General features: G+C 70.2%; 19 protein-coding genes. 1 reads left to right on the top strand and 18 read right to left on the bottom strand.

What is annotated here, in order from left to right:
• Positions 1-232 precede the first annotated feature (232 nt).
• The 12 genes from coaBC to pyrR form a co-directional block, all read right to left on the bottom strand.
• Positions 233-1,435, bottom strand: a complete 1,203-nt coding sequence (gene coaBC, locus OG595_RS35980) for a bifunctional phosphopantothenoylcysteine decarboxylase/phosphopantothenate--cysteine ligase CoaBC (protein WP_329279477.1) — start codon at positions 1,433-1,435, stop codon at positions 233-235.
• Positions 1,436-1,543: 108 nt separating this feature from the next.
• On the bottom strand, positions 1,544-1,816 hold the full coding sequence (gene rpoZ / locus OG595_RS35975) for a DNA-directed RNA polymerase subunit omega (RefSeq protein ID WP_006382157.1): 273 nt from the start codon (positions 1,814-1,816) through the stop codon (positions 1,544-1,546).
• 38 nt (positions 1,817-1,854) lie between these two features.
• Complete coding sequence (gmk, locus tag OG595_RS35970; protein WP_329279475.1) at positions 1,855-2,448, bottom strand: guanylate kinase; 594 nt, start codon at positions 2,446-2,448, stop codon at positions 1,855-1,857.
• A gap of 36 nt (positions 2,449-2,484) precedes the next feature.
• On the bottom strand, positions 2,485-2,808 hold the full coding sequence (locus OG595_RS35965) for an integration host factor (protein ID WP_164315001.1): 324 nt from the start codon (positions 2,806-2,808) through the stop codon (positions 2,485-2,487).
• A 276-nt stretch (positions 2,809-3,084) separates the two neighbouring features.
• Complete coding sequence (gene pyrF, locus OG595_RS35960) at positions 3,085-3,930, bottom strand: orotidine-5'-phosphate decarboxylase (protein WP_329279472.1); 846 nt, start codon at positions 3,928-3,930, stop codon at positions 3,085-3,087.
• Positions 3,927-5,033, bottom strand: a complete 1,107-nt coding sequence (locus OG595_RS35955; RefSeq protein ID WP_329279470.1) for a quinone-dependent dihydroorotate dehydrogenase — start codon at positions 5,031-5,033, stop codon at positions 3,927-3,929. Before OG595_RS35955 ends, pyrF begins: the two co-directional genes overlap by 4 nt.
• Positions 5,034-5,111: 78 nt before the next feature.
• Positions 5,112-8,420, bottom strand: a complete 3,309-nt coding sequence (carB, locus tag OG595_RS35950) for a carbamoyl-phosphate synthase large subunit (protein WP_329279468.1) — start codon at positions 8,418-8,420, stop codon at positions 5,112-5,114.
• Entirely contained in the window at positions 8,413-9,570 is a 1,158-nt protein-coding gene (gene carA / locus OG595_RS35945; protein ID WP_329279465.1) for a glutamine-hydrolyzing carbamoyl-phosphate synthase small subunit, read from the bottom strand. Before carA ends, carB begins: the two co-directional genes overlap by 8 nt.
• Positions 9,567-10,145, bottom strand: a complete 579-nt coding sequence (locus OG595_RS35940) for a PH-like domain-containing protein (protein WP_329279463.1) — start codon at positions 10,143-10,145, stop codon at positions 9,567-9,569. Before OG595_RS35940 ends, carA begins: the two co-directional genes overlap by 4 nt.
• A complete protein-coding gene (locus OG595_RS35935; protein ID WP_329279462.1) occupies positions 10,142-11,428 on the bottom strand; it encodes a dihydroorotase in 1,287 nt (428 codons plus the stop codon). The genes OG595_RS35940 and OG595_RS35935 overlap by 4 nt, the downstream gene beginning before the upstream one ends.
• 5 nt (positions 11,429-11,433) lie before the next feature.
• Positions 11,434-12,411 carry an aspartate carbamoyltransferase catalytic subunit gene (locus OG595_RS35930; protein ID WP_329279460.1) on the bottom strand — a complete coding sequence of 326 codons (978 nt, stop codon included), beginning with the start codon at positions 12,409-12,411 and terminating at the stop codon, positions 11,434-11,436.
• A gap of 91 nt (positions 12,412-12,502) precedes the next feature.
• Positions 12,503-13,084 (bottom strand): bifunctional pyr operon transcriptional regulator/uracil phosphoribosyltransferase PyrR, encoded by a 582-nt coding sequence (gene pyrR, locus OG595_RS35925; RefSeq protein WP_055526201.1) that lies wholly within the window; start codon positions 13,082-13,084, stop codon positions 12,503-12,505.
• Between the two features lie 265 nt (positions 13,085-13,349).
• Between pyrR and bldD the strand changes: the two genes are divergently transcribed.
• On the top strand, positions 13,350-13,850 hold the full coding sequence (gene bldD, locus OG595_RS35920) for a transcriptional regulator BldD (protein ID WP_003956405.1): 501 nt from the start codon (positions 13,350-13,352) through the stop codon (positions 13,848-13,850).
• Between the two features lie 240 nt (positions 13,851-14,090).
• Here the strand turns inward: bldD and nusB are convergent, their stop codons facing one another.
• The 6 genes from nusB to OG595_RS35890 form a co-directional block, all read right to left on the bottom strand.
• Positions 14,091-14,525, bottom strand: a complete 435-nt coding sequence (gene nusB / locus OG595_RS35915) for a transcription antitermination factor NusB (RefSeq protein ID WP_329279455.1) — start codon at positions 14,523-14,525, stop codon at positions 14,091-14,093.
• A gap of 2 nt (positions 14,526-14,527) precedes the next feature.
• Entirely contained in the window at positions 14,528-15,094 is a 567-nt protein-coding gene (gene efp, locus OG595_RS35910) for an elongation factor P (protein WP_053744664.1), read from the bottom strand.
• 59 nt (positions 15,095-15,153) lie between these two features.
• Positions 15,154-16,263 carry an aminopeptidase P family protein gene (locus OG595_RS35905; RefSeq protein ID WP_329279451.1) on the bottom strand — a complete coding sequence of 370 codons (1,110 nt, stop codon included), beginning with the start codon at positions 16,261-16,263 and terminating at the stop codon, positions 15,154-15,156.
• A gap of 387 nt (positions 16,264-16,650) precedes the next feature.
• A complete protein-coding gene (locus tag OG595_RS35900) occupies positions 16,651-17,556 on the bottom strand; it encodes a Pro-rich N-terminal domain-containing protein (RefSeq protein ID WP_329279449.1) in 906 nt (301 codons plus the stop codon).
• Between the two features lie 165 nt (positions 17,557-17,721).
• Positions 17,722-18,816: a 3-dehydroquinate synthase gene (gene aroB, locus OG595_RS35895; protein WP_329279448.1), complete on the bottom strand. Its 1,095-nt coding sequence runs from the start codon at positions 18,814-18,816 to the stop codon at positions 17,722-17,724.
• Positions 18,813-19,295: a shikimate kinase gene (locus OG595_RS35890; protein ID WP_329283470.1), complete on the bottom strand. Its 483-nt coding sequence runs from the start codon at positions 19,293-19,295 to the stop codon at positions 18,813-18,815. The genes aroB and OG595_RS35890 overlap by 4 nt, the downstream gene beginning before the upstream one ends.
• Positions 19,296-19,313 lie beyond the last annotated feature (18 nt).

Below are 19,313 nucleotides of genomic sequence, written 5' to 3'. Positions count from 1 at the left end.
AGCGGCTGCTGGCTGATCATTGGCGGACGGCTCGGGAGCTGCGCCCGGTGCCTTCCAAGAACAGTTTATCGGTCGCACTCGGCCAACGGCCCATCCGTCTCGCCTCTCGGAAGTGTCGTGACCTGCGACACGGGCATTCTGCCCAATCACGAGCGATGTGCGCCAGGGGGCGCCACGCCCCGAAGCACGCGGCGGGAGAGGCGTCCGGGGCCTGCCGGGGCGGCGGAATCACTTACTCCAGGCGGCTGACGACCAGATCCCATACGATATCGGCCAATGCCTCCTTGGGCCCGTGCGGCACCTGGGTCTCGCTGCCGTCCGCGCCCAGCACGACAGCCTCGTTCTCCTCGGAACCGAAGGTCCGGCGCTCGCCCACCTCGTTCACGACGAGCAGGTCGCACCCCTTGCGCCGCAACTTCGTACGGCCGTTGGCGAGGACGTCGTCCGTCTCGGCGGCGAAGCCGACGACCACCTGACCGGTCCGGGCGCGGTCGGCCGAGATCTCCGCGAGGATGTCCGGATTCCTGACCAGGGTGACGGGTTCGGGGTCCTCGCCGTCCTTCTTCTTGATCTTCCCGGTCGCGTAGGCCGCCGGGCGGAAGTCCGCGACCGCCGCGGCCATCACCACGGCGTCGGCGTCGGCGGCTGCCTTCAGTACGGCCTCGCGCAGCTGGACGGCCGTCCCCACGGGCACGACGTCCACGCCCGCCGGGTCCGGCATACCGGTGTTCGCGGCGATCAGTGTGACCCGGGCGCCCCGCGCGGCGGCCGTACGGGCGAGTGCGTACCCCTGCTTGCCGGAGGAGCGGTTGCCGAGGAAGCGGACCGGGTCGAGGGGCTCGCGGGTACCGCCGGCGCTGACGACGACGTGCCGGCCCACGAGGTCGGGTTCCGTGACGCCCCGGGCCAGTACGCGGCGGCAGACCTCGAAGATCTCGGCCGGGTCGGGCAGGCGTCCCTTGCCCGTGTCGACACCGGTGAGGCGCCCGACGGCCGGCTCGACGACCAGGGCGCCGCGGCGGCGCAGCGTCGCCACGTTCTCCCGGGTGGCCGGGTGCTCCCACATCTCCGTGTGCATGGCGGGGGCGAAGACGACCGGACACCGGGCGGTGAGGAGGGTGTTCGTGAGCAGGTCGTCGGCGAGGCCGTGGGCCGCCTTCGCCAGCATGTCGGCGGTCGCCGGGGCCACGACGACCAGGTCGGCCTGCTGGCCGATGCGGACGTGCGGGACCTCGTGGACGTCGTCCCAGACCTCCGTGGAGACGGGGTTTCCGGAGAGCGCGGACCAGGTCGCGGCGCCGACGAAGTGCAGGGACGACTCGGTGGGGACGACGCGGACGTCGTGGCCGGACTCCGTCAGTCTCCGCAGCAGCTCACAGGCCTTGTACGCGGCGATGCCGCCACTGACCCCCAGCACGACCTTCGGCTTGCCCACCGGGCCTCCCCTGACTCGATACGCGACTTCGTACGTGCCTATGACACACCACAGGCCCGACAGTCGGGCTGTCGGGCCTGTGGATAAGTGAGCCGAAAGTTGAAAATACTACTGCGCGGGGCCCTCAACGGCCTCGGACGTCAGCAGACCCGCGTTGATCTCACGCAGGGCGATCGAGAGCGGCTTCTCGTGGACATGGGTGTCCACGAGGGGACCGACGTACTCAAGGAGGCCCTCGCCGAGCTGCGAGTAGTACGCGTTGATCTGGCGGGCACGCTTGGCCGCGTAGATCACCAGGCTGTACTTCGAGTCGGTGGCTTCGAGGAGCTCGTCGATCGGAGGGTTGATGATGCCCTCGGGCGTGGAGATGGAAGAGGACACGCTCTGCCTTCCGAAAGGTGGGATGGGATCGAAAACGATCACACAACTTCCATCAAGGCTAGCAGCTCGCGCGCCACGTCCTCGACAGAGGTGTTGACCAGGGTCTCGTCGAACTCCGACTCGGCGGCCAGTTCGATCTTGGCCGCATCCAGGCGGCGTTCGATCACCTCGGGCGGTTCGGTGCCCCGCCCGGTCAGTCTGCGCACCAGCTCCTCCCAGGAGGGAGGGGCCAGGAACACCAGCAGGGCGTCCGACATGGACTCACGGACCTGCCGGGCACCCTGGAGGTCGATCTCCAGGAGGACCGACTCGCCGGACTCCAACCGCTCCAGCACGGCCGCACGCGGGGTGCCGTAGCGGTTGCCGGCGAACTCGGCCCACTCCAGGAGCTCGCCATTGGCGATCAGCTTGTCCATCTCCTCGTCGGTGACGAAGAAGTAGTGGACGCCGTGCCGCTCACCGGGGCGTGGCTTTCGGGTCGTCGCCGACACCGAAAGCCAGACCTCGGGGTGTGCCTTGCGCATATGGACGACGACCGTGCTCTTGCCGACACCCGAGGGGCCGGAGAGCACGGTCAGCCGCGGACGTACGTCCGGGGGCTCGGGGGTCGTCCCCCGGAATGTTGCAGCCATACGGCGATTATTCCAGGAATCCCGGGGTGCCAGGACTCAGGAGCCGGTGCTGCCGAACTCGCGCTCCAGGGATGCGACTTGGTTGGAGCCGAGACCACGCACCCGGCGGCTCTCGGAGATGCCGAGCCGCTCCATGATCTGCTTGGCGCGGACCTTGCCCACGCCCGGGAGCGATTCGAGCAGGGCGGAGACCTTCATCTTGCCGATGACGTCGTTCTCACGGCCCTGCTTGATGACCTCGTGAAGGGAGGCGCCGGAGTGCTTGAGTCGATTCTTGACCTCGGCCCGCTCCCGGCGAGCCGCGGCGGCCTTTTCGAGCGCGGCTGCGCGCTGTTCAGGGGTAAGGGGCGGAAGAGCCACGCCTACGTCACCTCGGATGTCGAACTGTCGGATACGGACCGGTGAGGAACCTAATCGCCCCTCACCTGGTGAGCTACGAGCAACACGCTCGCTCGTTGGCTCTGGTCGGAGACTAGCGGCCAAGTCCGCCAGAGTCAGCGAGAACAGCGGAAAAGTCCTGGTCAGCCTTCACCAGGTCGGACATTTCGGTCAAACTGCCCTGTATTTGAGAATGTATTCAGTCTCAAGGCGTCCGGAAGTCACTCATCGGAGGACTTCGCCGAACTGTGCGAATGCTCAGGTGGCGGCTACTGCGGCCCGGATCTCGTCCGCGAAGCGGTCCGACGCGTCCCGCAGGGCGGCGAGTTCGGGACCGTGACGCAGAACACCCCGGCTGACGTTCGGAACCACGTTGCGCAGCGCCGCCCCGAACACCCCGCGAAGGTCGGCCGGGGTGGCCCCCTGCGCACCGACTCCGGGCGCCAGGAGAGGTCCGTTGATGTCGAGGTCGTAGGACGAGAGGTCGCCGAGCGTGGCTCCGACGACCGCGCCGAAGGAACCCATGGGCCGCTCCCCGGCGTTCTCCGCCGCGAGGTACGCCAGCATGGTCGCGCCGACGTTCAGGCCGTCCTCCCGGAGAGCGTGCTGCACCTGGCCGCCCTCCGGGTTCGAGGTCAGCGCCAGCACGAACAGACCCACGCCGCTCTCCCGCGCGAGGTCGACCGCCGGCTTCAGGGAGCCGTAGCCGAGATAGGGCGAGACCGTGAGCGCGTCCGAGAACAGCGGGGCGCCCTTCTCCAGGAAGGCGGCGGCGTACGCGGCCATGGTGGACCCGATGTCGCCGCGTTTGGCGTCCATCACGACCAGCGTGCCGGCGTCCCGCGCCTCCTGGACCGTCTTCTCGAGCACGGCGACCCCGCGCGAGCCGAACCGCTCGTAGAACGCGCTCTGCGGCTTCATCACTGCGACCCGCCCGGCCAGCGCCTCGACGACGGTACGGCTGAACCGCTCCAGGCCGGCGACGTCGTCGTTCAGCCCCCAGTCCAGGAGCAGCGAGGCGTGCGGGTCGATGCCGACACAGAGCGGGCCGCGCTCGTCCATGGCGCGGCGCAGACGGGCGCCGAAGGGCTCCAGGACTGTCATACCGTCTTCCTTACGTCGGCGCCGACCGCGTCGGCGAGGGTGGCGTACGGGCTCGTACGGAGGCGGGCGGCGAGCCCCTTGTGGATGGCGCGTCCCCAGAAGGGGCCCTCGTATACGAAGGCGCTGTAGCCCTGTACGAGCGTGGCACCGGCCAGGACGCGCTGCCAGGCGTCCTCGGCGTTCTCGATGCCGCCGACGCCCACCAGGGTGATCCGGTCGCCCACGCGCGCGTAGAGGCGGCGCAGCACCTCCAGGGAGCGGGTCTTCAGGGGTGCGCCGGAGAGGCCGCCGGTCTCCTTCACCAGAGTGGGTTCGGAGGTCAGGCCGAGTCCCTCGCGCGCGATGGTGGTGTTCGTGGCGATGATCCCGTCCAGGCCGAGTTCGACGGCGAGGTCGGCGACGGCGTCCACGTCCTCGTCGGCGAGGTCGGGGGCGATCTTCACCAGCAGCGGGACCCGGCGGGTGGTCACCGTACGGTCGGCGGCCTCGCGGACGGCGCTGAGCAGCGGGCGCAGCGCCTCGGTGGCCTGGAGGTTGCGCAGGCCGGGCGTGTTGGGCGAGCTGACGTTGACGACGAGGTAGTCGGCGTACGCGGCGAGCCGCTCGGTCGACTTCACGTAGTCGGCGACGGCCTCGTCCTCGGGGACGGCCTTGGTCTTGCCGATGTTGACACCGACGACGGTCCGGAAGACCGCCTCCCGGCTCGCCAGGCGGGCCGCCACGGCCAGGGAACCCTCGTTGTTGAATCCCATGCGGTTGATGAGCGCCCGGTCCGGCACAAGGCGGAACAGCCGCTTCTTGGGGTTGCCCGGCTGCGGCTCCCCCGTGACCGTGCCGATCTCGACGTGGTCGAAGCCGAGCATCGACATCCCGTCGATCGCGACCGCGTTCTTGTCGAAGCCGGCCGCGAGCCCGAAGGGCCCGTGCATCCGCAGCCCGAAGGCCTCGGTGCGCAGTTCCTCGTACCGGGGCGCGAGGGCGGCGGCGACGAACGTCCGCAGGACGGGGACGCGGGCGGCGAGGCGGATCCAGCGGAAGGCCAGGTGGTGGGCCTCTTCGGGGTCCATCAGTTTGAAGACCAGGCGGAAGAAGATTTTGTACATGGTGGTGTCCTCACTACGGCCTCGCGGTGAGGCCGCACGAAGAGGGGGACACCGTTTCCGGTGTCCCCCTCAAGGCTGCTAGTCGCGGGCCGCGGTCAGATGCTCGGCGTGTTCCTGGAGCGAACGCACTCCCACGTCACCTTGCTTGAGGGCGTCGATGCCCTGGACGGCCGCGGCGAGCGCCTGGACGGTCGTCAGGCAGGGCACGGACCGCGCCACGGCCGCCGTACGGATCTCGTAGCCGTCGAGGCGGCCTCCGGTGCCGTACGGCGTGTTGACGATGAGGTCGACCTCGCCGTCGTGGATGAGCTGCACGATGGTCTTCTCACCGTTGGGCCCCGTGCCCTCGTTCTGCTTGCGGACGACCCTCGCGTTGAGGCCGTTGCGCCTGAGGACCTCCGCCGTGCCGGAGGTGGCGAGCAGCTCGAAGCCGTGGGCCACCAGCTCGCGGGCCGGGAAGATCATCGAACGCTTGTCCCGGTTGGCGACCGAGATGAAGGCACGCCCCTTGGTCGGCAGCGGGCCGTACGCCCCCGCCTGCGACTTGGCGTACGCCGTGCCGAAGACGGAGTCGATGCCCATGACCTCGCCGGTGGACCGCATCTCCGGGCCGAGCACGGTGTCGACACCGCGCCCGGAGGTGTCCCGGAAGCGGTTCCACGGCATGACGGCCTCCTTGACGGAGATCGGTGCGTCCAGCGGAAGTTCGCCGCCGTCGCCGGTCGCCGGCAGCAGTCCCTCGGCCCGCAGTTCGGCGACGGTCGCGCCGAGCGAGATACGGGCGGCGGCCTTCGCCAGCGGTACCGCGGTCGCCTTCGAGGTGAAGGGGACCGTACGGGACGCGCGCGGGTTGGCCTCCAGGACGTAGAGGATGTCGCCGGCCAGCGCGAACTGGATGTTGATCAGGCCCCGGACGCCGACCCCGCGCGCGATGGCCTCGGTCGAGGTCCGCAGCCGCTTGATGTCGAAGCCGCCCAGCGTGATCGGGGGCAGTGCGCAGGCCGAGTCGCCGGAGTGGATACCGGCCTCCTCGATGTGCTCCATGACGCCGCCGAGATACAGCTCCTCGCCGTCGTAGAGGGCGTCGACGTCGATCTCGATCGCGTCGTCGAGGAAGCGGTCGACCAGGACCGGCCGGGAGGGGCTGATCTCGGTCGACTCGGCGATGTACGAGGACAGCCGGGTCTCGTCGTACACGATCTCCATGCCACGTCCGCCAAGGACGTACGACGGGCGTACGAGGACCGGGTAGCCGATCTCGTCCGCGATCGCCTTGGCCTCGGTGAAGGTGGTCGCCGTGCCGTGCTTGGGGGCCGGAAGACCGGCCTCCGCGAGGACCCGGCCGAAGGCGCCCCGGTCCTCGGCGGCGTGGATGGCCTCGGGCGAGGTGCCCACGACCGGTACGCCGTTGTCCTTGAGTGCCTGCGCGAGGCCCAGCGGGGTCTGGCCGCCGAGCTGCACGATCACGCCCGCGATCGGGCCGGCCAGGGACTCCGCGTGGACGATCTCCAGCACGTCTTCGAGGGTCAGCGGCTCGAAGTACAGGCGGTCGGAGGTGTCGTAGTCCGTGGAGACGGTCTCGGGGTTGCAGTTGACCATCACGGTCTCGTAGCCGGCGTCGCTCAGCGCGAAGGAGGCGTGGACACAGGAGTAGTCGAACTCGATGCCCTGGCCGATGCGGTTGGGGCCGGAGCCGAGGATGATCACGGCCGCCTTCTCACGCGCGGCGACCTCGGTCTCCTCGTCGTACGAGGAGTAGAAGTACGGCGTCTTGGCGGCGAACTCGGCGGCGCACGTGTCGACCGTCTTGTACACCGGGCGCACGCCCAGCGCGTGCCGCACCTCGCGCACGACGTCCTCGCGCAGGCCCCGGATCTCGCCGATCTGCTGGTCGGAGAAGCCGTGCCGCTTGGCCTCGGCCAGGAGTTCGGGGTTCAGCCGTTCCGCCTCGGCCAACTCGTCCGCGATCTCCTTGATCAGGAACAGCTGGTCGACGAACCACGGGTCGATCTTCGTGGCCTCGAAGACCTCCTCGGGCGTGGCGCCCGCGCGGATGGCCTGCATGACGGTGTTGACGCGGCCGTCGGTCGGCCGCACGGACTCCGCCAGCAGCTCCGCCTTGTCGCCGGGTTCGCCGACGAACGTGAACTGGCTGCCCTTCTTCTCCAGCGACCGCAGCGCCTTCTGGAGCGCCTCGGTGAAGTTGCGGCCGATGGCCATGGCCTCGCCGACCGACTTCATGGTGGTCGTCAGCGTGGAGTCGGCGCTCGGGAACTTCTCGAAGGCGAACCGCGGGGCCTTGACCACGACGTAGTCGAGCGTCGGCTCGAAGGACGCCGGGGTCTTCTCCGTGATGTCGTTCGGGATCTCGTCGAGGGTGTAGCCCACGGCCAGCTTTGCGGCGATCTTGGCGATCGGGAAGCCGGTCGCCTTGGAGGCGAGGGCCGAGGAGCGCGACACGCGCGGGTTCATCTCGATGACGATGATGCGGCCGTCGTCCGGGTTGACGGCGAACTGGATGTTGCAGCCGCCGGTGTCGACCCCGACCTCGCGGATGATCGCGATGCCGATGTCACGGAGGCGCTGGTACTCGCGGTCGGTCAGCGTCATCGAGGGCGCGACGGTGATCGAGTCGCCGGTGTGCACACCCATGGGGTCGAAGTTCTCGATGGAACAGACGACGACGACGTTGTCGTTCTTGTCTCGCATCAGTTCCAGCTCGTACTCCTTCCAGCCGAGGATGGACTCCTCCAGGAGCACCTCGGTGGTCGGGGACAGGGTCAGTCCCTGGCCGGCGATGCGGCGCAGCTCCTCCTCGTCATGGGCGAAGCCGGACCCGGCGCCGCCCATGGTGAAGGAGGGCCGGACGACGACGGGGTAGCCGCCGAGCGTCTCGACGCCCGCGATCACGTCGTCCATGGAGTGGCAGATGACCGAGCGGGCGGACTCGCCGTGCCCGATCTTCGCGCGGACGGCCTCGACGACGCCCTTGAAGAGGTCGCGGTCCTCGCCCTTGTTGATCGCCTCGACGTTGGCGCCGATCAGCTCGACGCCGTACTTCTCCAGGACGCCCTGCTCGTGCATGGAGATCGCGGTGTTCAGGGCCGTCTGACCGCCCAGGGTGGGCAGCAGCGCGTCCGGGCGCTCCTTGGCGATGATCTTCTCGACGAACTCCGGGGTGATCGGCTCGACGTAGGTGGCGTCGGCGATCTCCGGGTCGGTCATGATCGTCGCCGGGTTGGAGTTGACCAGGATGACCCGGATGCCCTCGGCCCGCAGGATGCGGCACGCCTGGGTGCCGGAGTAGTCGAACTCGGCGGCCTGGCCGATGACGATCGGGCCGGAGCCGATGACCAGGACGGACTGGATATCGGTGCGCTTAGGCACGCTGGCCCTCCATCTGGACTGTGCTCATCAAAGACGTGAAGCGGTCGAACAGGTAGGCGGCGTCGTGCGGGCCCGCTGCCGCTTCGGGGTGGTACTGGACGCTGAACGCGGGCCGGTCGAGCAACTGGAGCCCTTCCACGACCTGGTCGTTCAGACAGACGTGCGAGACCTCGGCGCGCCCGTACGGCGTCTCGGAGACCCGGTCGAGCGGCGCGTCCACGGCGAAGCCGTGGTTGTGGGCGGTGACCTCGACCTTGCCGGTCGTACGGTCCTGCACGGGCTGGTTGATGCCCCGGTGGCCGTACTTCAGCTTGTAGGTGCCGAAGCCGAGCGCCCGGCCGAGGATCTGGTTGCCGAAGCAGATGCCGAACAGCGGGGTGCCGCGCTCCAGGACGGCCTGCATCACAGCCACCGGGTGGTCGGCGGTGGCCGGGTCGCCCGGCCCGTTGGAGAAGAACACACCGTCGGGATTCACGGCGTACACGTCCTCCACGGTCGCCGTGGCGGGCAGTACGTGCACCTCGATGCCGCGTTCGGCCATCCGGTGCGGGGTCATGCCCTTGATCCCGAGGTCGACGGCGGCGACGGTGAACTTCTTGGTGCCGATCGCGGGGACGACGTACGCCTCCTTGGTGGCGACCTCGGCCGAGAGGTCGGCGCCCGTCATCTCGGGGGCCTGGCGCACCTCGGCGAGCATCGTGCCGTCGTCGGGCAGCGCGTTGCCGGAGAAGATGCCGACCCGCATGGCACCCCGCTCGCGCAGATGACGCGTCAACGCGCGCGTGTCGATGCCGGAGATGCCGACCACGCCCTGCTTGCGCAGTTCCTCGTCGAGGGAGCGCCGGGAGCGCCAGTTGGAGGGCACGCGCGCGGGGTCCCGGACGACATAGCCCGCGACCCAGATCCGCCGCGACTCGGGGTCCTCGTCGTTGACGCCGGTGTTGCCGACGTGCGGGGCGGTCATCACGACCACCTGGCGGTGGTACGACGGGTCGGTGAGGGTCTCCTGGTAGCCGGTCATACCGGTGGAGAAGACGGCCTCTCCGAAGGTCACCCCCACGGCCCCGTAGGCACGGCCGCGGAAGATCCGGCCGTCCTCCAGGACGAGTACGGCGGGAGTCTTCGTGGCTCCCCGGGTGGAGGTCGTCATCGTGCGCCTTCCGTTTCCGTCGTCTTGTTGATCATCTGGTTCAGGGTCCGGACCCACTCGTTGTGCTCGGCCGCGCGGTCGGAGCGGAACCCGGAGTCGAGCAGCCTGCCGCCGTGCTCCCAGGTGACGACCAGCAGGCCGCCCTCGGTGAGGACCTTGCCCGCGATGCCCTTGTCGAGCCGGGCCTCGCGCAGAGCCTCCAGGGGGACGTAGAAGTCGGCCGCGCCGGGGCGTACGACGTCCAGTCCCGCGTCCGTCAGTGTGAGCTCGACCCGGCTGCGGGTGCCGAGGCCGTGCGCCACGATGCGGTCCAGCCACTGACCGGCGGTGGTGGAGCCGTGATAGCGCCCGCTCATCGTCAGTCTGGCCGCACCGGGCTCGTCCGGCGCGGCAAGCAGCTGGGGCAGGTCGCCCTGGAGCGTGCCGCGCCACTTCCAGCCCTCGCGCATCAGCCAGTAGATGAGCGCGACGAAGAGCGCGAGCCCGACCAGCCAGCCCACGCGGGCGGCCCAGTCGGTCACCTCCGCCGACTTCTGTTCGGCGGCGACGTACGTCAAATGCGGCAGTGATGTCACGCGAGCTTCCCGTCGACGAGCGTGGCCTTGCCCCGGAGCCACGTGTGCGTGACACGGCCCGGCAGCTCACGGCCCTCGTACGGGGTGTTGCGGCTGCGGGAGGCGAAGCCCGCGGGGTCCACGGACCCACGGTATGCCGTGTCGACGAGCGTGAGGTTGGCGGGCTCACCTGCCGAGACGGGGCGGCCGTGGCCCGTCGCCCGCCCGATGCGCGCGGGGGCGAAGGACATGCGGTCGGCGACGGTCGCCCAGTCCAGCAGTCCGGTGTCCACCATCGTCTCCTGGACCACTGACAACGCGGTCTCCAGGCCGACCATGCCCATGGCGGCGGCGGCCCACTCGCAGTCCTTGTCCTCGTGCGGGTGCGGGGCGTGGTCGGTGGCGACGATGTCGATCGTGCCGTCGGCGAGCGCCTCCCGCAGGGCCAGCACGTCGCGCTCGGTGCGCAGCGGCGGGTTGACCTTGTAGACCGGGTTGTACGTGCGGACCAGTTCGTCGGTGAGGAGGAGGTGGTGCGGGGTCACCTCGGCGGTGACGTCGATGCCCCGGGACTTGGCCCAGCGGACGATCTCGACGGACCCGGCGGTCGACAGGTGGCAGATGTGGACGCGGGAGCCGACGTGCTCGGCGAGCAGCACATCACGCGCGATGACCGACTCCTCGGCGACGGCGGGCCACCCCCCGAGCCCCAGCTCGGCCGACACGACGCCCTCGTTCATCTGGGCGCCCTCGGTCAGCCGCGGCTCCTGCGCGTGCTGGGCGACGACCCCGCCGAAGGCCTTCACGTACTCCAGGGCGCGCCGCATGATCACGGCGTCGTCGACGCACTTGCCGTCGTCGGAGAAGACGGTGACGCCGGCCGCCGACTCGTGCATGGCGCCCAGCTCGGCGAGCTTCTTGCCCTCCAGCCCTACGGTGACGGCCCCGATGGGCTGCACGTCGCAGTAGCCGTGCTCCTGCCCGAGCCGGTAGACCTGTTCGACCACACCGGCGGTGTCGGCGACCGGGAAGGTGTTGGCCATGGCGAACACGGCCGTGTAGCCGCCGCTCGCCGCCGCCCGGGTCCCGGTCAGCACGGTCTCGGAGTCCTCGCGCCCCGGCTCCCGCAGATGCGTGTGCAGATCGACGAGCCCCGGCAGCAGCACCTTGCCCTCGGCCTCGACGACCTCGGCGCTCTCGTCGGAGAGGCCCGCGCCGACTTCGGCGATGGTCGCGCCGTCGATCAGGACGTCCTGCGGCTCGCCGCCGAGCACCCGCGCACCACGAATAAGGATCTTGCCCATGTGTCTTACTTCTCCTCGGTACGGGTGTGGGTGACGGCGGGTTCGTTGCCGCCGAGCAGCAGGTAGAGCACGGCCATCCGGATGGAGACGCCGTTGGTGACCTGCTCGATGGCGGTGCAGCGCTCGGAGTCGGCGACCTCCGCGGTGATCTCCATCCCGCGGACCATCGGCCCGGGGTGCATCACGATGGCGTGCTCCGGCATCCGCGCCATGCGGTCGCCGTCGAGGCCGTAGCGACGTGAGTACTCGCGCTCGGTCGGGAAGAACGCGGCGTTCATGCGCTCCCGCTGCACGCGCAGCAGCATCACCGCGTCGGACTTCGGAAGGGCGCTGTCCAGGTCGTACGAGACCTCGCAGGGCCAGCTCTCGACGCCGACCGGCACCAGGGTCGGCGGCGCGACGAGGGTGACCTCCGCGCCCAGGGTGTGCAGCAGGTCGACGTTGGAGCGGGCGACGCGGCTGTGCAGGATGTCGCCGACCAGTGTGATGCGCTTGCCGGCGAGGTCCTGGCCGATGCCCGCGTCCCGCCCGACCAGCCGGCGCCGCATGGTGAAGGCGTCCAGCAGGGCCTGCGTCGGGTGCTGGTGCGTCCCGTCACCGGCGTTGATGACGACCGCGTCGATCCAGCCGGAGGTGGCGAGCCGGTACGGGGCCCCGGAGGCGCCGTGGCGGATGACGACCGCGTCGACGCCCATGGCTTCCAGGGTCTGGGCGGTGTCCTTCAGGGACTCGCCCTTGGAGACGCTCGACCCCTTGGCGGTGAAGTTGATGACGTCCGCGGACAGGCGCTTCTCGGCGGCCTCGAAGGAGATCCGGGTCCGCGTCGAGTCCTCGAAGAAGAGGTTGACGACGGTACGGCCGCGCAGGGTCGGCAGTTTCTTGATCGGCCGGTCGGCGACCCGGGCCATCTCCTCGGCGGTGTCGAGGATCAGGACGGCGTCGTCGCGGGTGAGGTCGGCGGCCGAGATGAGATGACGCTGCATCTTTCAGGCTCCGTAAGCAAGTTCAGGAGATTCCGGGCAGGCAGGGGCGTCGCGAGGGGACGTACGGCACGGGGCCGCACGCGCACGCGTGCTACTGCTGGGCGGTCTGCTTCACACCGAGCAGGACGGTGTCCCGACCGTCCTCCTCGGCGAGCTGGACCTTGACCGTCTCCCGCAACGACGTGGGGAGGTTCTTGCCGACGTAGTCGGCGCGGATGGGCAGTTCGCGGTGCCCGCGGTCGACGAGGACGGCGAGCTGCACCGCGCGCGGACGCCCGAGGTCGTTCAGGGCGTCGAGGGCGGCGCGGATGGTGCGGCCGGAGAAGAGCACGTCGTCGACGAGGACGACCAGTCTGCCGTCGAGGCCGTCGGCGGGGATGTCGGTGCGGGCCAGCGCGCGCGGCGGGTGCATGCGCAGGTCGTCGCGGTACATGGTGATGTCGAGCGAGCCGACCGGGATCTTGCGGTCGGTGATCTCCGCCAGTTTGGCGGCGAGCCGCTGGGCGAGGAAGACGCCACGGGTCGGAATGCCGAGGAGCACCACGTCGTCGGCGCCCTTGGCGCGTTCGACGATCTCGTGGGCGATGCGGGTCAGCACGCGCGCGATGTCGGGGGCTTCCAGAACGGGCCGCGCGTCGGCCTCGTACTGCTGCTTGTCCTGCTCTGAGTCCATAGGAAACGGACCTCCTTCTCCGCCTCACAGGACGGATCATTAAAGGACGTCGGAATTGCGCCAGCCACGGTACCAGTCCGCGCAACGCACCTGATCACCCCCCTGGTGTCAGGCGTCACCCGACTGCCGTAACCGCACGTCGCCCGGCACGGGAGAGCCGGGCGGGACCGTTCGGCTTGACGGGGAAGAGTAACGCTGCGTAACCTCACAGTGAGTCACCAGCCGCGCGGCTCGTCCGCACGTCGACACTGTGTCCGGGAGCTATATGTCCAGCGAATACGCCAAACAGCTCGGGGCCAAGCTCCGGGCGATCCGCACCCAGCAGGGCCTTTCCCTCCACGGTGTCGAGGAGAAGTCCCAGGGACGCTGGAAGGCGGTCGTGGTCGGTTCGTACGAGCGCGGCGATCGTGCCGTGACCGTGCAGCGCCTCGCCGAGCTGGCGGATTTCTACGGGGTTCCCGTGCAGGAGCTGCTGCCGGGCACCACGCCGGGCGGGGCCGCCGAGCCGCCGCCGAAGCTCGTCCTCGACCTTGAGCGGCTGGCCCATGTGCCGGCCGAGAAGGCGGGCCCCCTGCAGCGCTACGCCGCGACGATCCAGTCGCAGCGCGGCGACTACAACGGCAAGGTGCTGTCGATCCGCCAGGACGACCTGCGCACGCTCGCCGTCATCTACGACCAGTCGCCCTCGGTCCTGACCGAGCAGCTGATCAGCTGGGGTGTCCTGGACGCGGACGCGCGCCGCGCCGTCTCCCACGAGGAGAGCTGAGCCCGACGGCTTTCAGCCGTTGAGCAGAAACGTGCCGCCGGGGTGGCCGGAACCTATGGGTTCCGGCCACCCCGGCGCCGTTCCACGGGCCTCGGAGGCCCCACGGGTACGCGGACACCCCGGAGACCTCACCAAGCCCTCCGACCGCAGTTGATCGTACGAATGCCGGTGGGCCCCAGCAGTGTGTCGCTGGGGCCCACCGGCATTCGTACGACCAGACGCCCGAGGGTCTGGCTCAGCTCAGGCCTCGTCGCGGCGCAGCGTGGACTTCAGGTCCTTGAACCGGCCCAGGAGCCCGTTGACGAACGAGGGCGACTCGTCCGTGGAGAACTCCTTCGCCAGCTGCACCATCTCGTCGAGGACGACGGCGTCCGGGGTCTCGTCGACCCAGATCAGCTCGTAGGCACCGAGGCGCAGGATGTTGCGGTCGACGACCGGCATCCTGTCGAGCGTCCAGCCGACCGAGTACTGCGAGATCAGCTCGTCGATGCGCCGCGCGTGCTGCGCGTAGCCCTCGACGAGTTCCATCGTGTACTCGCTGACCGGGGGCTGGCGGGTGTCGGCCCGGGAGAGCCGGATCCAGTCCCCGAGGACCGTCTGGACATCGGCCCCGCGCTGGTCGCCTTCGAAGAGGATCTGGAAGGCACGCTTGCGGGCCGTGTTGCGGGCAGCCACGGTTAGCTGTTCACCCGGCCGAGGTAGTCGCTCGTGCGGGTGTCGACCTTGATCTTCTCACCGGTGGTGATGAAGAGCGGGACCTGGATCTGGTGCCCGGTCTCCAGCGTGGCCGGCTTGGTGCCGCCCGTGGAGCGGTCGCCCTGGACGCCGGGCTCGGTCTCCTGGACGACGAGCTCGACGGCGGCCGGCAGCTCGACGAAGAGCACCTCGCCCTCGTGCTGCGCGACCGTGGCGGTGAAGCCCTCGATCAGGAAGTTGGCGGCGTCGGCGACGGCCTTGCGGTCCACCATGAGCTGGTCGTAGGTCTCCATGTCCATGAAGACGAAGTACTCGCCGTCCATGTAGGAGAACTGCATGTCGCGCTTGTCGACAGTGGCCGTCTCGACCTTGACACCGGCGTTGAACGTCTTGTCGACGACCTTGCCGGAGAGCACGTTCTTGAGCTTGGTGCGCACGAAGGCAGGGCCCTTGCCGGGCTTGACGTGCTGGAACTCGACGACGGACCAGAGCTGGCCCCCGTCGAGCTTGAGCACCAGGCCGTTCTTGAGGTCGTTCGTGGAAGCCACGGTTGCGGAATCTCCTGGACTGACGTGGACGACCACGGGATGGACGCGACAGCTCGAAGCTAGAGCGCGAGCAGTTCCTTGGTCGTGATGGTGAGTAGCTCGGGTCCGCCGTCCGCCTCAGGGCGTACGACGAGCGTGTCATCGATCCGGACACCGCCCCGGCCCGGGAGGTGGACCCCCGGTTCGACGGTGACCGGCACGCAAGCGTCCAGTTTACCCATGGCCGCGGGGGCGAGCTGCGGGTCCTCGTCGATTTCGAGCCCGACACCGTGTCCGGTGAGCTCCGGAAGGCGGTCCGCGTAGCCCGCGGAGTCCAGTACCTGGCGTGCCGCGCGGTCCACGTCACGGTAGGCCGCGCCGGGTGCGAGGGCCTCGCGTCCAGCCCGCTGGGCTGCGAAGACGAGGTCGTAGAGCTCGATCTGCCAGTCGGCCGGCGAGGTCCCGATGACGAACGTGCGACCGATTTCACAGCGGTATCCGCGGTAGACGGCGCCGAGACAAACAGAGAGGAAGTCTCCTTCTTCCACGCGCCGATCGGTGGGCCGATGCCCCCGGCGGCCGGAGTGCGGCCCGGTGGCGACGGCGGTCGCGAACGCGGGCCCGTCGGCGCCGTGATCGACGAGCCGCCGTTCCAGTTCGAGGGCGAGATGCCTCTCCGTACGCCCGACGAGGATGGACTCCAGCAGCTCGCCCAGTGCCTGGTCGGTGATCTCGGCGGCGATCCGCAGACAGGCGATCTCCTCCTCGTCCTTGACCAGCCGGAGCTGCTCGACGGCGCCGCCGAGGTCGGTGAGGCGCAGCCGGGGCGCGACCGAGCCGATGGCCCTGTGCCGGGCCACGGTCAGGTGGTGCTCCTCGACGGCGAGGGAGTCGGCGCCCTGGGCGGCGGCGAGATCCGCGGCGGCGACCGCCGGGTCGCCGCCGGTCGCGGACAGGGCGTGCACGCGCAGGGCCTCGTCCGGACGGCCGCCCTCGGGGGCCCGGTCGTCCTCGGGCCCCGCCCACACGAGCAGGTCCTCACGCTTTCCCAGCAGCAGTACGGCTCCCTGCGGGGCCGCGCCCGCGAGATACCGCACATTGGCGGCACGGGAGACCAGCGCTCCCGCACTGCCGCCCGCGTGACACCGCTCCCGAAGCCGCGCTCTGCGCGCCGCGTACACCTCTGACATGCCCCGAGCGTAAGAGCGCGGCTGGAACCGCGCCGGTCGGAGAGGGCCGACCGGGCGGCGGGGGTCACCAGCGGGGGCGAGGAGGCTGGCCGCAGGTCTTTCGCCCCCGCCGCCCCTGCCCGTCCCGTCCTTCTGGGGCTCCGCCCCAGACCCCGCTCCTCAAACGCCGGAGGGGCTGATCTTCAGCCCGTCCGGCGTTTGAGGACGAGGCCGTTCAGGCCGACAGCGGGGGTCTGGGGGCGCAGCCCCCAGGGACGGGACGGGTAGGGGCGGCGGGGGCGATCACCCGTTCGGCCCACCCGGACCCGGCGACCGGCACTCGCTGTCCGGCAGGCACCCGCCCGGGGCCGGGCGTACCCTGCCCCGCTTCCCACCCGCACCGCCCGTCTACCACTTGGGCGGGCTGGCCAGCAGTCGCGCCAGGACCTCGTCCAGCACCCGTGCCGTCGCCGGTACGTCGAGCTGGGAGTTGTCGACGATCGGGAGCCCGGAGCCGTACCAGCCCGCCATCCTGCCGTGGATGCGGGCGACCTCCTCGTCCGGGAGGCGGCGGTTGCCGGAGCGCTCGGCGTTGCGCTCCAGGACGATCTCCAGGCCGGGCAGCAGCACGACCGGCAGCAGACCGGGCCCGACGTGCCGCTTCCAGCCACCGAGGCCGACGACCGGGCGGTCGGGGAAGACCGCGTCGTCGAGGATGCAGGAGATGCCGTTGGCCAGGAAGTTGCGCGCGGCGAAGCCGCAGGTGCGGCGGGCGAGACGATACTGCGCCTCGGAATGGTCGTTCCACCCCGACTGCGGGTCGGCGAAGCCCGAGCGGACCCATTCGCGTACGTCGTCGAGGCTGATGTGCGCGGTGGGCACCCGGCGATGGTCGGCCCAGTACTTCGCGACACTCGTCTTCCCGGCGCCCGCTGGGCCGATCAGCAGCACGGCGAGGGGCGCGGAGGCCGGGTCGACCGGTCCCGTGGCGGGCGGCGGGCCCGGTGTCGGGACGAAGTCGCCCTGCGGCAGCCGCACATGGCCGGTGGTGTCGGGCGCAGGCGGCACCGGGGCATGCTGAGGCACGGGAGCGTGCTGCGGGACGGGCGGATGCTGGGCCTGCGGACCCGGTCCCGAGGGGACTCCCCCGGTGTAGACCGGGGCCGGAGCCGGTGGCCGGCTCGGGGGTGCGGAACCCGGGTGTACGCCCGGGTGTTGCTGCCCCGCGTGCGGGGCGGCCGACGACCAGTCGGCGCCCGGTCCTTGCCCCGGCTGGTGGGGCGGCGGCAGCGGAGACCCCACTGCGTCCTGCATCCGGTGCCACTCCATCTCGTACAGGCGATCGGCGCTGGCCGACGGGGCACGGACCCCGCTCGCAACCGAACGGTACCGTCCCGGGCCGCCGTTTGGTGAACGGCCCGGAACGGCCCGAAGTGCCCGCCGCCACAGGCGAATCGGGCCAACCGCCCGAGTGGGGAGCTACTGCCCCACTTCGCCGTAGGCGGCGAGGAGGACGGCCGGGTCGGGTCCTTCCAGGACGGTCGGCTTGGCCAGCCCGTCGAGGACGATGAACCGCAGCAGGTCGCCCCGGGACTTCTTGTCGAGCTTCATCGTCTCCAGCAGCTTGGGCCACTGGTCGTAGCGGTAGTGCAGCGGCAGGCCCACGGACTCCAGGACCGTGCGGTGCCGGTCGGCCGTGGCGTCGTCCAACCTGCCCGCGAGGCGGCCCAGTTCGGCCGCGAAGTGCATACCGACGGAGACGGCCGCGCCGTGCCGCCACTGGTAGCGCTCGTTCTTCTCGATGGCGTGCGCGAGCGTGTGACCGTAGTTCAGGATCTCGCGCAGGCCCGACTCCTTGAGGTCCGAGGAGACGACCTCCGCCTTCACCTTGATCGACCGCTCGATCAGCTCGGCGGTGTGCGGACCGGCCGGGGTGCGGGCGGCCTGCGGGTCGGACTCGATCAGCTCAAGGATCACCGGGTCGGCGATGAAGCCGGCCTTGATGATCTCCGCGAGCCCCGACACGTAGTCGTTGACCGGGAGGGAGTCCAGCGCCGCCAGGTCGCAGAGCACACCGGCGGGCGGGTGGAAGGAGCCGACGAGGTTCTTGCCCTCGGCGGTGTTGATGCCGGTCTTGCCGCCGACCGCCGCGTCCACCATCGCCAGTACCGTCGTCGGGATCGCGATCCAGCGCACTCCGCGCAGCCAGGTCGCGGCCACGAAGCCGGCCAGGTCGGTGGTCGCCCCGCCGCCGACGCCGACGACGACGTCGGTGCGGGTGAAGTTGGACTGTCCGAGCGCCTTCCAGCAGTAGGCGGCCACCTCTGCGGTCTTGGCCTCCTCCGCGTTCGGCACCTGGATGGCGACCGTCTCGAAGCCCTGGCCCGCCAGGTCGGCGCGCAGCGCCTCACCCGTCTCGGCGAGCGCCTCGGGGTGGATCACCGCGACCCGCTTCGTCCTGGGCCCGATCAGCCCGCCCAGCTCCTCCAGGAGCTGGCGGCCGATCAGGACCTCGTACGGGTCGCTGCCCGCCGTGCCTCCGACCTGGATCCGCGTCACTGCCTCGCTACTCATGCTGACTTCAACTCCAGTGCGTCCAGGACGGCTTGGGTGACCTCTTCGGGCGTACGGCCATCGGTGGCGACGACCGCGTCGGCGACCTCCGTGTACAGGTGGCGACGGGCTTCCATCAGCTCCCGCCACTGCCGGCGCGGGTTGACCGCCAGCAGGGGGCGGGCCGCGTTCAGGCCGGTGCGCTGGACGGCTTCCTCGACGTCCATCGACAGGTACACGACCCGGTGCCCGGCCAGCAGCTCGCGGGTGTCCTCGTCGAGGATCGAGCCGCCGCCGAGGGCGAGGACGCCGTCGTGCTCGGCCAGCGCCCGCTGGACGGCCTGCTTCTCGACGGCCCGGAAGGCCGGCTCGCCCTCGTCGACGAAGATGTCGGCGATCGTGCGGCCCTGCTCCGCGACGATGTCGTCGTCCGTGTCCCGGTACGCGCAGTCGAGCCGCCCGGCCAGCAGCCGCCCGACGGTGGACTTGCCGACACCCATGGGCCCGACCAGTACGAT

Origin of the sequence: Streptomyces sp. NBC_01451, assembly GCF_036227485.1 — a bacterium.
In the GTDB taxonomy this organism is placed as follows: domain Bacteria; phylum Actinomycetota; class Actinomycetes; order Streptomycetales; family Streptomycetaceae; genus Streptomyces.
Note: the sequence above shows the minus strand (reverse complement) of the source record. Positions and strands in the feature narration are given on the sequence as shown.